This window comes from Streptomyces aureus (assembly GCF_000725495.1).
In the GTDB taxonomy this organism is placed as follows: Bacteria; Actinomycetota; Actinomycetes; order Streptomycetales; family Streptomycetaceae; genus Streptomyces; species Streptomyces aureus_B.
The window spans coordinates 102106-117334 of record NZ_JNZD01000028.1; the positions used below are offsets into that span (position 1 = coordinate 102106).

A 15229-nucleotide genomic window follows, 5' to 3' on the forward strand; every position below is an offset into this window, starting at 1 on the left:
ACACTCTTCCCCCAGCAGACCTTTGACAGCGTGCGGCCGCTCTCTGAGCGGCCGCACGCGAGGAGACCCGTCATGAACCAGTTGGCTTCCGGCACGACCGGCAGAGGCCGCACCCAGGCCAGACCCTGGATCCGACGCTTTGCAGCAGCAGCGGGATTCGCCCTGGTCCCCGGACTGCTGACCCCCGTGGCATTCGCTGCCGGAACCGACCCTCTGGGCGCGCCTCACCTGAACAAGCCCGTCCCCGCCAAGGTCTTCCCGCTCAAGTCCCACACGGACAGCAAGAACGCTGCACTCGTAGCGAAGTCGGATGCGGCCGACCGCGCAGCATCCCGGCGTGCCCGCGCCGACCAACGACGCACCGTCACCTGGCCCAGCGCCGGCACCGCCACGCTGAAACTGACCAAAGCCGACATGGTGCAGGCCCATCCGGGAGCCCTTCCGGTGACGCTCAGCGCACCGAAGACAGACCAGGCTGCGTCCCCGTCCGCCAAAACCCTCAGCGTCAAAGTCCTGGACCAGGCAGCAACCAAACGGCTCGGAATCAAGGGCGTCGTCTTGGCCGTAACCGGCCCCGCTCAAGGGGGCAAGGCCCGCCTTGGCATCGACTACGCAGCCTTCGCCACCGCCTACGGCGGTGACTGGGCTGGCCGCCTGCAGATACACAGCTACCCTGCCTGCGTACTGACGGCACCGGACAAGCAGACCTGCCGCACATCCCACCAGCTCACTTCGGTCAACGACCGTGCACACGAGCGCCTTTCGTCCACCCTCGCCTTCACCCCGTCATCCAGCGCGCCTCAGACCACCGTGCTTGCCGTGGCCGCCGGCACTCAGTCCGGCGCCGGCGACTACAAAGCCACCCCACTGGCCGCCTCCTCCACCTGGGATGCCGGCGGCTCCTCGGGAGCCTTCACCTGGTCCTACCCGCTGCGCACACCCCCGGCAGCCGCCGGGCCGACACCCAGCCTGGACATCTCCTACAACTCCGGCAGCGTGGACGGGCGGACCGCCTCGACGAACAACCAGGGCAGCCAGGTCGGCGAAGGCTTCGACCTCACCTCCTCCTACATCGAACGCAAATACGGCTCGTGTGACGACGACGGACAGAGCGATAAGTTCGACCTGTGCTGGAAGTACGAGAACGCCTCCCTGGTCCTCAACGGCAAGGCGACCGAACTCGTCAAGGACGACACCAGCGGCAAGTGGCGTCTGAAGGACGACGACGCCTCCACCGTCACCCACTCCACAGGCGCCGACAACGGCGATGACGGCGACGACATCGCAGGCGGACAGGGAGACGGCAAGGGCGAGTTCTGGACCGTCACCACCGGCGACGGCACCAAGTACGTCTTCGGCCAGAACAAACTCACCGGCGCGGGCACCGACGACCGCACCAACTCCGTATGGACCGTCCCCGTCTTCGGCGACGACGCCGGCGAGCCCGGATACAGCAGCGGAACATCCTTCTCCGGCCGGGCCAAGACCCAAGCCTGGCGCTGGAACCTCGACTACGTCGAGGACACCCACGCCAACGCCATGACCTACTGGTACACCGCCGAACACAACAACTACGACAAGCTCGGCGACGACACCACCGGCACCGACTACACCCGCGGCGGCTACCTCAAGGAGATCCGCTACGGCCAGCGCGCCACCACACTCTTCTCCGGCTCACCCGCCGCCTCCGACAAGGTCGTCTTCTCCTACGAAGAGCGCTGCGACCCCTCCATCAGCACCTGCGACACGCTGACCAAGGACAACCGCGACAGCTGGCCCGACGTCCCCTTCGACGCCCTGTGCAAGGACGGCGACAAGTGCACCGGCAACGTCGCCCCCACCTTCTTCACCCGCAAACGCCTGACCGGCATCACCACCTACGCCTGGAACGCCGCAGCCACCACACCCGCCTTCGAGTCGGTGGACACCTGGGCACTCAAGCAGCACTACCTCGACCCGGGCGACACCGGCGACTCCACGGACCAGTCGCTCTGGCTCGACGAGATCAAGCACACCGGCAAGCACGGCACCGAACTCTCCCTCGACCCGGTCAAGTTCACCCACCTCTTCCTGCCCAACCGCGTCGACGGCGCCTCGGACAACATCCTCTCGCTCGACAAACCACGCCTGCAGACCGTGACCTCCGAGGCCGGAGCACAAACAGCCGTCACCTACGCCGAGGCCGACTGCGTCGCAGGGCAGACCATGCCCAAGGTCGACGAGAACACCAAGCGCTGCTACCCCGTCTACTGGTCACCCAACGGCGGCAAGACACCAACCCTCGATTGGTTCCAGAAATACCCGGTCACAGCCGTCAGCACCTCCGATCCTTTCGGCGGCTCGGAGTCGGTCCAGCACACCTACCAGTACTCCGGCGGCGGAGCCTGGCACTACAACGACGACCCGATGACACCGGCCAAGGAACGCACCTGGTCCATCTGGCGCGGCTTCAGCAAGGTCACCCACCTCACCGGTGACAGCGACAGCGACCGCATGAAAACCGTCACCGTCTACATGCGAGGCATGAACGGCGACCGCGTTCTCGGAACAGACGGCAAGACCCCCGACGCCGACGCCCGCAAGAGCGCCGACATCACCGGCATCAAAGCCGCGAAGATCACCGACTCCGAGCAGTACGCAGGCTTCACCAGGGAAACCGTCACCTACAACGGCGCCGACGAAGTCTCCGGCACGATCAACGACCCCTGGTCGCAAAAGACAGCCACCCAGCACAAGTCGTACGCGGACACCGAGGCCTACTACGTCCGCACCCAAGCACGTCACGCACGCACCAACGTGACCAGCGGCATCGCCCCCCACGACCGCGTCCGCACCACCATCACGACCTACGACGACTACGGCATGGCCTCCAAGGTCGAAGACCGCGGCGACGACGACGTCGACGGTGATGAGACCTGCACACGCAACACCTACGCCCGCAACGACGCCATCGGCATCAACACCCTCATCTCCCGCGTCCGGGTGGTCGCCAAGCCCTGCGCCACACTCAACGCGGACCTCGACCTGCCGGCAGACGCTACACGCCCCGGCGACGTCATCTCGGACACGGCCACGACGTTCGACTCCAAGACGTACACGAGCACCCAGACCCCCACCAAGGGCGAGGCGCAGTGGACAGGACGGGCCAAGGGCTACGCCGCCGACGGAACACCGAGCTGGCAGAAGATCGGCACCGTCGACTACGACACCCTGGGCCGCCCAAAGCTGGTCAAAAACGCCAACGACCTGGCCGTCTCCTCGACACACACCCGTCGCTGCGGGCCCGCTGACCGCCAGCGACGTCACCGACGCCGCGACATACAAGACCACGTCCGCGATCGACTTCGCCACCGGCTCGGTCCTCAAGGTCACCGACCCCAACAACAAGATCACCGAAAGCCAGTACGACAGCCTCGGACGGGTGACCAAGGTCTGGCTGCCCAACCGCTCCCGCGCGCTGCAGAAGACCCCGAACTACGTCTACGACTACCACGTCACCAATACGGCGATGTCCTGGGTCTCCACCGCATCCCTCAACGGCGAGGCGTCCGGCTACAACACCACCTACCAGTTCTACGACTCGCTCCTGCGCAGCCGCCAGGTACAAACTCCCACCCCCGTCGGCGGCCGCCTGGTATCCCTGACCCTGTACGACGACCGCGGCCTGGCCGTCAGCGCACAGGGCGACATCTGGGACAACACCTCCGCTCCGTCCAACCAACCGGTACAGACCGCGGGCGGAGCAGCCCCAGCCCAGAGCGACACCACCTACGACGGCGCCTCGCGAGCCATCAAGACGGTGACGAAGAACTTCAACGTCCCCCGCTGGACCATCGACACCACCTACACCGGCGACACCGTCTCGACCAGCGCACCCGACGGAGGCCACGCCACCACCGTGGTCACCAACGCCCTCGGCCAGACCACCGAGCGCCGCGAATACGCAGGCCCCAAGCCCACCGGCACCGACTACACCACCACCGGATACCTGTACACGCACGCAGGCCAGCAGGAGACCATCACCGGCCCGGACAAGACCACCTGGTCCTACACCTACGACCTCTTCGGCCGCCAGGTCACCACCAGCGACCCGGACAAGGGCACCAGCGCCACCGAGTACAACAACCTCGACCAGGTCGTCAGCACCACCCCCAACAAGGACGCCAGCAAGAAGCTGCTCTACGCCTACGACGACCTCGGCCGCAAAACCGGCATGTGGCAGACCGACAAGACGGATGCCAACAAGCTCGCAGCCTGGGGCTTCGACGCCGTCGCCAAGGGACAGCCCGACACGGCAACCCGCTACGACGGGGGCACAACTGGCAAGGCCTACACCCAGAAGGTCACCACCTACGACAGCCTCTACCGGGCCACCGAAAGCCAGCTGATCCTCCCCGCCACCGACCCCCTCGTCACCGCCGGCGTCCCCGCCACGCTCTCCTTCACCACCGGCTACAAAGCAGACGGCACGGTCAGCCAGACCTCCCAGCCGGCTGTCGGAGGCCTCCCCTCCGAAACCGTCTCCTACACGTACAACGCCACCGGGCAGCAGACATCCTCCGTCGGCACCACCGGCTACCTCCAGCACGCCGGATTCTCACCCCAAGGCGACCTGACCCGGCTCGAACTGGGCATGGACGGAGCCGACTCCGCCAAGAAGGCCTACCTCAACTGGGAATACCAGCCCGGGACCCGCCGCCTGACACGCTCCTTCGTCACCGACGACGTCCACGGCTACATGCCGCAGGACACCCGCTACACCCAAGACGACGCCGGCAACGTCACCTCCATCTTTGACGCCTCCACCCAGGGCGGCACCACCAAGACCGACAACCAGTGCTTCACCTACGACAGCAACAGCCGCATAACTGAGGCCTGGACCCCCAAAACCGCCGACTGTGCCGCCACGGGCCGCACCACCACCAACATCGACGGCGCAGCGCCCTACTGGACCTCATACACCTACACCACCGCCGGCCAGCGCAAAACCGAAACCAAGCACACCACCACCGGCGACAGCACCACCACCTATCAGTACGACGCCACCACCGACACCAAACCCCACACCCTGGACAACACCTCAGGAGCCACGACCGGCACCTACACCTACGACGCGCAGGGCAACACCACGGCACGCCCCGGCCCCAGCGCACAGCAGGCCCTGCTCTGGAACGCCGAAGGCAAACTGACCAAGACCACTGAGAAGAGCAAGGAGACCAGCTACCTCTACGACGCAGGCGGCGAACTCCTCATCCGCCGCGCCAAGGCAGACGGCGACACCGTCCTCTACCTCGGCGGCACCGAGGTACGGCTGACAGTCGCCGGCACCACCAAGACGCTCACCGGCACGCGCTACTACACCGCCAACGGCCAGACGATCGCCGTCCGCACCGCCAAGTCCGGCACCTCCGGCACAAAGCTCAGCTTCCTCGCCACCGACCCCCACGGCACCGCAAGCCTCGCCTTCGATGCCACCACTTACGCCATCACCAAGCGCTACACGACACCGTTCGGCGCACCCCGCGGAGCGAAGGCCACCACCTGGCCCGACGACAAGGCCTTCCTCGGGAAACCCGCGGACGAAGCGACGAGCCTCACCCACATCGGAGCACGCGAATACGACCCGGCCATCGGCCAGTTCATCAGCGTCGACCCACTCCTCAGCCTCGACCAACACCAGTCACTCAACGGCTACAGCTACGCCAATAACAGCCCCATCACCAACAGTGACCCCACCGGGCTCGTCACCGAGCCGACCGAACCCGGTGGCGGCGGAAGCGTCGACGACAGGCAGTGCCCGCCATTCTGCAGCGCGGACGGCCAACCGCACGGCCCCAGCGTCAGCAACGGATCCAGCAACAGGAAGTCTGACGGCACGGCCGGCGGAGGAAGCGTCTGCCCTTGCGGAACATCGCACACTGGCAGTGCAGGGGCCACCAGCAGTGGTGATGACACCTTCTGGGGAAACGAAAGCCAGGTGATTTTTGGCTGGGGACATGGAATTGCGCAGGTAAGCGAATGGGGGATGAAGGTCGGGTACCCTCTCTGTTGGGTTGGGTGGGAAGACTGCGAAGTCACTGATTCCTACGATGCCTGGGCAGCCTCTCACGGGGCAGCACCACACGATCCTCTGTACGGACGGGCTGAGTCTGAGGTCTACGACAACCTCCTCGCTGCCGTCGGCGGCAGAGGTCAGGTATCGGGAAAAATGCGACCGGGTGGCAACCTTAAGGGTGTCAACCCGTCAGGATCGCGAACCAATTGTGCCAAGTGCGCAGTGGCCACCGATGAACGGCTCCAAGGACTCAGTTCGGTGGCGAAAGAGGGGGGCATCACTGACGCGCGCGCCCTCGAAAAGCGCTACGGATCGACCTTCAAGGCGACGAGTGGCTTTGATGGAATATCCGGTGAACTGCTGCGAAAGGGAGATGGGGCACGAGGTATCGTTTACGGATTCGACACCGACGGTGCCGGAAACATCCCGTACCCGGGACACTTCTTCAATGCTGTGAACGATGGTGGAAACATCAAGTTCCTCGATGGCCAGATGGGCGGGTACGCCGTGGACGAATGGGAGTACTACGACTTCATGTATACGGGAGGGGGAAAGTAGAGTGCAGCAGCAAGAGGCCGCGAGCATCGCTGAGGGGTTTGGTAGGTCTATGATTCCCGAGTGGGATGAATGGGGATGTCGCATCGTACCCGCCGATCGGTTGCACTTGACTGGCCATCATGTCTTTGTGTATCCGCCAAGCGAAGAAAGCGGCGCGCGGCTGGGCGGGAACTGGCCCATCGTTGTCAACGATGCAACCGGTGAATGTCGATTCGTGCGAGGGATTGATGAGTATCGAAAGCTGAAACCAGCTCGTCCCTCGTAGATCCCAGTAGAAGTGCCAAGGCTGACCTTTTATCGGCCTCCACAAGGAGGCTCGCTGGCGCCTTGTCGGTAGATTTTAAGATCTCAGTGTTCCTGACCAGGTAAATGCATGACCTGCTCGGATCCTGAGTCTTTTGAAGACCCTGTCCCGTTCTGAGGGGCAGGGTCTCTGCCGGAGTAATTGCCAAGACCTCTCTGAGACCGCGTTTGAGATCTGCCGTGGAGCTGGAGGACCGACTGAGGTTGAAGGAGCGGCAAGGCGATCCGTTTTGCTGATCAGTAGGATCGGCAGGTCGGAGGGGATGTGATGTTGCAGGTTCTGTACAGCGGGGAGACCAGAGAGCTTGAGCTCTCTGGGACGCGTCGAGAGCTCCTGGCGCTCGGGCAGCTGCTGCGGGGGAAGGCTGGAAGCTGTGATCTCTCGGAGAACCGGCACCCCTTTCCCTATGAGAGGTCGCTGTCCGAGATCGCGTTCCGGGAGGATCCGGGGCGGGACACCGCTTCGATCGTCGCGGAGGGTCAGATCCTGAGGATCCAGGGGGGACGGGGAGCTCTCGACCTCCTGGCCGACAACATCGAGGACTTCGCTTCCGAGGCGGATGCAAGCGATCATTGCCACGTCGACTCCCCGACATACGACTCCATCGCGCCAGAGTCGGACCCTCTGGTGATCGCATTCATGAGGTGAGCGGAGAGCCTTCGGCCGTAAGGCGGTTGAGCCCGCAGGCCTCGGCGCGAGAGAGCGGTCGTGGGCCTGGTCGGGTTGCCGGTCGGCCTCGGGTGAGGCGGCGGACCATGATGCCGATCATCGCCCAGCGGATCATCGCCTCCGAGTGGGCGGGGCTGGTCTCGTAGTCCCTGGCGAGGCGCCGGTGGGTGGTGAGCCAGGAGAAGGTTCGCTCCACCGCCCACCGCTTGGGCTGGACCTGGAAGCCGCGCTGGCCAGGGTCTTTGCGGACGATCTCCAGCTCGCGGCCGAGGATCTGGGCGGCCCAGCCGACCAGGCGGCCGGCGAAGCCCTGGTCGGCCCAGACCTTCCGGACTCCGGGGTGGTCGAGCCTGGTCCACAGCAGCGGCCGCTTCGCGCCGTCGCGGTCCTGGATGCTCGCCGCGACGACGTGGACGGCCAGGAGCAGGCCGAGGGTGTCGGTGACGATGAACCTCTTGCGGCCTTTCACCTTCTTACCCGCGTCGAAGCCCCTGGTGGCGGCGGGGACGGTATCAGCAGTGCGGACGGACTGCGAGTCGATCAGCCCGGCGCTCGGCTCCGTGTCGCGGCCGTCGGCTTGACGGACCTTGCCGCGCAGGGCGTCATGGATGCGCTCGACGGTGCCGTCGTCGTGCCACCACGTGAAGTACCAGTACACCGTTGGCCAGGGCGGGAAGTCCTTCGGCAACTGCCGCCAGGCACACCCGGTCCGCACCACGTAGAAGATCGCGTCGACGATCCGCCGCCGCGGATGCTTCTCCCGCCGACCACCTTTCGGACCCACCCGAGCCGGAGGGAGTAGCGGCTCCACCAGCGCCCATTGATCATCTGTCAGGTCCGACGGATACCCACCCCCAGCACCGCTCACGAGAGGCTCAACGAGCACTTCAGTCCGGGGGATACCGCAGATCTCAAACGCGGTCTGAGCGGGGCTGCGCGCCCTTGGGGCGCCCAGCCGGATGGGCGGCTGAGGGGCGGGCGGAGTGGATGGTGTTCCTCGTCTGGCGGGACTTTCCGCGATGTGGAGCCTGTCAGGAGAGCACCTGGGCGAGGACGCCGGTGAGGGCGATGGCCAGTGAAGTGTGAGGACGGCGGCGAAGGTGGCCGCGGCGCGCATCAGGGCGGCGGGATAGGTGGCGCCGTCCAGGCGGGTGAGTACGCCGGCTGCCGTGGCCGCGAGGAGTGCGAGTACGACAACCAGACCGGTGCTGAGCAGGACTGTGGCGAGGTGGTTCACGGCGATCTCCCCGAGGAGGGCGGATGCTGACCCGCCCCAATTTCACGGAACAGGTGTCCGCCCGGGTCCAGCTGGACAAAGATGGACTTCTTTGGACGTGCGGGACTCAGGGGGGTATGTGGAGGGGGACGCCGATGGGCGTAAGGCAGCGGCACTGGCCGAGTTGCGTGCCCGCCTGAAGGACGCCGTGGCTCTCTCGGGGCTGAGCAAGGAGCAGCTCGTCGGCCGCGTAGCCACCAGTAAGTGGCCAGTAGGCCGCAGTACCCTCTTCGAGGCCCTTCGGCCCGGCGCTCCCGTGCCGAAGGAGAGGACGGTCCGCGCGTTCGCGGCCGGGCTGGCATTGTCGGAGGAGCAGACACAGGAACTGCTGGACTTGCGACGCACTGCGGCCAGCAAGCCTGTTCCAGCACCGGAAACGACCTCAGGGCCAGGCCGAGAGTTAGGCAGGCCGGTCGACGGTACTGGGGCGGTAGCTGGCGTCGGCCACGGCCCGACAATCCCCCATGTCATGCAGCTCCCGCCGACGGCGATCCGCTGGGCTGCCGAAACCGAGGCCCGTGGCGAGTTCGACCTGCGCTCTCCGAAGGAGACCTTCACCGGCCGGGCGAAGGAGCTGGCCGCGATCCGGACCGAGCTGCTCCGGCTCGCCGACGGCGTCGGCATCCCGGTTGTGGTGGTGCATGGCTTGGGCGGCGTCGGCAAGACCGAGCTGGCCCGGAAGTATGCCCAGACCCATCGGCATTCCTACGACCTGGTCTGGTGGATCGATGCAGCCGCCCCCGGGGCCGTCGATGCCGCGCTCGCCGAGATCGCGGTCCGGCTGAGTCCGTTCTGGGGCGGCACCGTGCCGTCCGAGCGCGCGCTCATCGCCTGGGCCCTGTCCTGGCTCCAGCAGCACGACAACTGGCTGCTGGTCCACGACAACGTCGAGGACCCGAACCTGCTCTGGCAGCGCCTGGGCAGCCTCGGGCGCGGGCACCATCTGATCACCAGCCGCCACGCCACGGGATGGAACCGCCGGGTGACGCTGATCGGCCTGGACGTTCTGCCGCGCGAAGACTCCGTCGCGCTGCTCAACGCCTGGGGGTCCTTCAGCTCCCTCGAGGAGGAGTGGCATGCAGGTCAGCTGGCGAAGGAACTGGGCGACTTGCCACTGGCGCTGGAACAGGCTGCCGCCTACATGGCTCAGACGGTGACCAGCATTCAAAGCTACCGCGACAGCCTCGCCGAGCAGTTGGACGAAGCTGCCCAGGACCACTCCGGCGAGGAGCGGACGGTGGCCCGGGTCTGGAAGCTCACCCTCACCGCGCTGGAAGAGACCGTCCCGCTGGCCGTCGACCTGCTCCACGTCCTGGCCTGGCTCGATCCCGACAACTGCCCCCGGTCCCTGCTGGCCTCGCTCGCCCCCGGCAAGCTCCCGGTTCCCAGTGCCCTGGGGTGGCTGAACGCCTTCAGCATGGTCACCCTCACCGACAAGACGGTCTCCGTCCACCGCCTGGTGCAGGCCGTGCTGCGCGACAAGGCGATCCGGCACGCCAGCCTCGATACGGCCGAGGGCAGCGTCCCTCCGCCGCCACGCGGCCGACCGAAGGCCGAGGGCCTCCTGCTCGAAGCCGTGTATCCGGACGGGGCCGAAGCCTCCCCAGGTGAAGCCCCGGACGAGGCACTGCTCGCCCGACTCGCTCTGCTCGCACCGCATGTGATCGCTCTCTCCGGCACCGACCCCGGGGACTACCGCCCGGGCCTGGCCCGGCTCTTCCGCGAGACCTCGGCGCACCTGCACCGGCAGGGCCAGATAGTCCGATCCCTGCCGGTGCGCCGGGCGTACGCGCGGCAGGTGGTGGCGGGTTTCGGCCCCGACGACGAGACCGCCCTGATCGGCTGCAACGCACACGCCTCCGCTCTAGCGGCGGCCGGCGACCTCGGCCAAGCGGTCGAGGTCTTGGAAGAGCTTCGCGAGCGGAGCATCCGGGCGCTTGGCCCGGGCGACCTCACCACCCTGAACATCCGGGCCGACCTTGCCTCCGCCTACCACGACAGCGGCCGATTCGATTCCGCCATCGAGGAGTTCATCGATGCCGCCGCTGTCGCCGCCGAGCACCTTGGCCCGGAGCACGCCCGGACCCTGAGCCTACGCAACGGCCTTGCCCTGGCGTACGAGGACGAGGGCCGTCCCAAGCAGGCGATCAAGATTTACGAGGACCTGCTCCGGAACCCGGAGCGCCTGGTCCGCCGGGAGCACGACTCGACCCCGCCGATGCCCACCGCGGCCGCGGTGCGGAACAACCTTGCCGGGGCGTACGAGAGCGTCGGCCGGTACGAGGAATCGGTCGCGCTCTACCGTGAGGTACTTGCCGAGCTGACCGACGCCCTTGGGTGTGAGCACCCGACCACCGTGGACTGCCTCGGCAACCTGGGCTTTGCCCTGGAGTCGGCCGGTCGGTTCGACGAAGCGTGCGACATCTATCGGGATGTGCTGGAGCGGCGGGTGGCGATCCTGGGCGAGGACCACCCAGACACCCTGCTGAGCCAGAGCAACCTTGCGAACCTGCACCTGACGAACGGTGAGATCGACACCGCGCTAAATCTGTGTAGCAAGACGCTGGTCCAACGCGAGCAGATCCTGGGCCGGATTCACGTCGACACCCTGGTGAGCCGGAACATGATGGCCGGGGCCTACGAGTCCGCCGGGGAGCTGGAGCAGGCAGCCGAGCTGTACGAGACCACCCTCGAACAGCGCCGTGAGGTCCTCGGGAGCGGGCACCCCGCGACCCTGCTCACCCTGGCCAACCTGGCGTTCTGCCACCTCCAGCAGGGCAACGCCGCGGTAGCCGTCCCGCTGCTCGATGAGGCGTGGACCTGCCAGGAGCAGCTCTCCGGGCCGGACAGTCCCGATACCTTGCGCCACCTCCACAACCTCGCCTCCGCCTGCAGGGAGGCCGGAGACCTCGACCGGGCCCGGAAGCTGTTCACCACCGCACTGGACCTGCGCACCCAGGTGCTGGGCCCGAAGCACTTCGAAACCCTCAAAACGCTCAGCGGCCTGGCCCGGCTGAACCAGGCCGAAGGAGACCTGGAACACGCCATCCCCCAGTACGAGGAAGCGATCGACGGTCTCACCGAGGTACTCGGCCCCGACCACCCCACCACCCGAACCGTCTCCGGCTACCTCGCTGAAGCCCGCACCCCCTGACCGCCTCGAACCGGGCCAGCTCACCGCCGACCGGCTGCGCTGCCAACTGGTGCAGGTGCCACAGCCAGGCATCCTCCTGATCCCAGCCTGCTCCCACCACCGGGCCACCACCGAGTGCGCCAGAAAGAGCACCTGCTGACGAGGACCGGCCCAGCTACGGGACCGGTCCTCTTGGCGCACCACCGGCGCCGCTACCTGCAGTCCTGGGCCCCGACCGCTACACCACCTGTGAGGCGGTCCAGCACCTTGAGTGCCTCACAGGCGCCGTGCCCGAAGAAGCGCCCGAGCCGGTCTGGACCATCATCGGTCGGCATATCGCCCCGACGGCAGCTGACAGCCCGGCCCGGACGTCCCGGCCAGGCCTGCCGACCGGGCCGGGATCCAGGTAGCGCGTTCACCAGCTGAATGCGCTGCGGCAGACGCGTCGCGGCTGGGAACCGGTCAAAGAGGCGGATCCGGGCCCCCTCAGGGCCGCCCATGAGAGCCACAGCGCTGAACTTCCAGAAAGTTAGCCGGTGGCGAGTGGGGACGCCGGGGGATGGAGGCCAGCCTCAGCCGGCACCGACCGCGGCAGGGCTGATGGTGCGCATCCTCCGACGACGCCCGTGCACGGCCGCCATCGGCCGCACCGGCACAGTCCACTTGCCAACCAGGGCCTTCATCTCGCGTTGCGCCTGCATCTGCAGCTCCTGCACCTCCGGGATCTCCGCCTCCCGCGAGCGCCTCAGCAGCTTGCAGTACTCCTCTCGCAGCACCTTGCGGTACTTCTCGTTGACCACAGGGGCCATCCACTCGTTCAGACGTGCGAACTCCTCGTCTGTTCGCGGGAAGCCGCAGACCCGCACCCAGGCCCTGAGCCACTTCCCGAGTTGCAGACCGGTGATCCCGCACGCCTCAAGGAAGGCGACGTACTGTCGCAGGTCGCGCGGAAGGGTCCGCGCCGTGACGATCATGTGCGCCGTGCTGCGCGACACCCACCGCTTCGTCTCCTGCTCGATACGGCGGAACGGCGGCCGTCCGGCATAGGCCCACTGATCGCGCAGAGCGCCGCTCAGATCCCACGCGCCACGGGCGAACTCCGGCTTCGCCAAGACAGTCGAGCCCCGGTCCTTGTGCCTGTGCTCGTCGACTGCCTGCTGCGCCTCGGCGTGCAGCTGCGCTACCCGGCTCAGGTCAATGTCCTCGACTCGGGCGCAGCAGACCGAAGCGTAGGCGAACGCCAGCGGGAACGGCGGCAGATAGCTGCCGCCGGCCGCCCGCTTCAGCTGTGCGGCCGAGTACGGCACCAGCTCGGCAAGCTCGCGGTACGTCAGGCCTGCCGCCTTTCGCAGGCACCGCAGGTACTGCGCGAACACACCCCGCTCCGGCACGGTGAAGTCGACGGGAATCTCAGGACGTCCCATGCCCGCCCCCTCAGCTGCCGGTGCCGTTGTTCAGCGCCGCCCTCAAGAAGTGCTGCACCAGACGACGGCTTCCCGTCCCGCCGCTCGCGCAGATCAGCACGGCGACGGAGATTCCGCCACCGGCTGACAGCAGCGTCACGATGTCCGCGGCACCCATTCCCGCACCGATCCGCAGGGTGACCGTGGCGGTGACGAAGCCCAGAACGACCAGGGCCCTGGCCATGCCGAAGCCGTACCCGGCCGACGACGAGGGGGACACCTCGCACTTTCCACTCATGAAAGAAACGTCTCCTGTCCGAAGGGCGGGCGGGACCATCGCGGTGACCGCCCGCACCACCTGTTTGCTGCTGACTCCGCGAACCCGGCTGGCCGCGCAGGGGCTTGGCAGGCCCCCGCGAAACGCGGCCGTGAGTTCGTGACGGGGATCGGCCACCGGCCATTTGACGTATGGCCGCGCATGACACCGGTCCTCCGGTGCCCTAGCCTCGCACCCAACGCCCTTAGCGTGCGGACGAGTTACGGGTTGGCTCATGTTTCGTCTAAGTTGGAGGGCTACACCACTCACCCGTCTGACCTGGGCGTTCGCCACCGTACAGAGGGTTGGCTCATCATTTGTCCAGCTCAAAAAAACGGATTTCCATTGGTTTGTATCTACACTCACATCTGTAAGTGACCGTGGATGAACATGCTTCTTCACGCTCACGCTGTCCCCTGCATTGCTGCTGACTCCAACAGTCCGGGGAAACGAGGAAAGCCGCGATTGACGCGCGGCCGCGGTCCGGGGTGCCTCTGCCTGGCAGCGAGGCACCCCGAACCGCCACACAGAAGCGGGCGCCGCCCGCCGATCAGGGACGCGGTCGACCCTTCGGCCAGCCATACGGTCCTCCGCGCTCCTAGCTCCTCAGTGTCTTGCCGCTGTTCTGCTCAGCACCTTCGAGCGGCCACGAAAACCACCCGCTCAGGCGCCATACGCGATATTCCCCGGGCCGACCGCAGCCGCATCAAAACGGCTACCTCGCGCGGTCTTTGCGTTCTACCGTTGTCCGGCATGGGCATGCATGCCTTCCAGGGCCCCTGCCTTCTGCGGCTGTTCCACGCGATCGAGCAGGCCCGCGGTGAGCATGCCTACCGGCAACTGCCCGCACCCGTACCGGTCAGCAGCCTGGCCGCCGACGACGCCCCGCTCAGCCCGTACTCGCCGCGCACCTGATCCAGAACTTCTACACCGCGGACCTCGCCCTCACTGACGCGCTGCGCCGCCTGACAGCAACCGGCGAGGTCGATCCGACCACTCCCTGGCCGCTGCTGCGCGGCGCCCTGGAGAACTTCGCCATGGGCCTGTGGCTCCTCGACGGCACCGGGCGCGGCGAGCGCCGACGCCGCGCCCTGTCGCTGTGGGACGAGGACATGCGCAACCGGCAGCAGCACGAGACGGACACAGGCCACCTCCCGTCCAGCGGCGGCATGACCGGTGCGCAGCGCCGGACCGAGATGGGTGCGGCTCTTCTGGAGGGAAGGGCTGAGCTGGAAGAACGCTGTCGGGGCTGTTCGCGGGGCTGTCACGAACTCAGCACTCTGCGGTCTGGGCGGTGGACGCCGCCGCGTCGGCTTCCTTGACGAGGTTGTCGCCGGTGGCCTGGTAGCCGCCGCCCTTGCCCATCCACTGTTGTACGTCCGCAGCCGCCGTGGATTGCAGTTGGGTGACGTCGGCCACGGAGGTCACTTGGGCGGTGTACTGCGGTTGCATCGCCTGGGGCTGCTGGAACGTCGACCAGTCGGTCTTGAGTTGGCTCAGGGCACTCGGTCGAGG

General features: G+C 66.8%; 7 protein-coding genes and 1 pseudogene. 4 read left to right on the forward strand and 4 right to left on the reverse strand.

What is annotated here, in order from left to right; genetic code table 11:
• Positions 1-72: 72 nt before the first annotated feature.
• Both IO36_RS49030 and IO36_RS29430 read left to right on the forward strand, forming a co-directional pair.
• Positions 73-6613, forward strand: a pseudogene (locus tag IO36_RS49030) (RHS repeat-associated core domain-containing protein).
• A 571-nt stretch (positions 6614-7184) separates the two neighbouring features.
• Positions 7185-7565 (forward strand): Imm32 family immunity protein, encoded by a 381-nt coding sequence (locus tag IO36_RS29430; protein ID WP_037624127.1) that lies wholly within the window; start codon positions 7185-7187, stop codon positions 7563-7565.
• Here IO36_RS29430 and IO36_RS29435 read toward each other — a convergent pair.
• On the reverse strand, positions 7555-8487 hold the full coding sequence (locus IO36_RS29435; protein ID WP_245173534.1) for an IS5 family transposase: 933 nt from the start codon (positions 8485-8487) through the stop codon (positions 7555-7557). The two genes, IO36_RS29430 and IO36_RS29435, sit on opposite strands and share 11 nt — an antisense overlap.
• 844 nt (positions 8488-9331) lie before the next feature.
• On the opposite strand from IO36_RS29435, the gene IO36_RS29445 reads away from it, so the two are divergent.
• Positions 9332-12016, forward strand: coding sequence for a tetratricopeptide repeat protein (locus IO36_RS29445; RefSeq protein WP_037624129.1), 2685 nt, complete (start codon positions 9332-9334; stop codon positions 12014-12016).
• Between the two features lie 551 nt (positions 12017-12567).
• Here IO36_RS29445 and IO36_RS43405 read toward each other — a convergent pair.
• Positions 12568-13419, reverse strand: a complete 852-nt coding sequence (locus IO36_RS43405; RefSeq protein WP_051901043.1) for a helix-turn-helix domain-containing protein — start codon at positions 13417-13419, stop codon at positions 12568-12570.
• Positions 13420-13429: 10 nt separating this feature from the next.
• Positions 13430-13696, reverse strand: coding sequence for a hypothetical protein (locus IO36_RS29455; protein ID WP_158997567.1), 267 nt, complete (start codon positions 13694-13696; stop codon positions 13430-13432).
• Between the two features lie 771 nt (positions 13697-14467).
• On the opposite strand from IO36_RS29455, the gene IO36_RS47080 reads away from it, so the two are divergent.
• On the forward strand, positions 14468-14629 hold the full coding sequence (locus tag IO36_RS47080; protein WP_158997569.1) for a hypothetical protein: 162 nt from the start codon (positions 14468-14470) through the stop codon (positions 14627-14629).
• 357 nt (positions 14630-14986) lie between these two features.
• Here the strand turns inward: IO36_RS47080 and IO36_RS29460 are convergent, their stop codons facing one another.
• On the reverse strand, positions 14987-15166 hold the full coding sequence (locus IO36_RS29460; RefSeq protein WP_037624132.1) for a hypothetical protein: 180 nt from the start codon (positions 15164-15166) through the stop codon (positions 14987-14989).
• Positions 15167-15229: the final 63 nt, after the last annotated feature.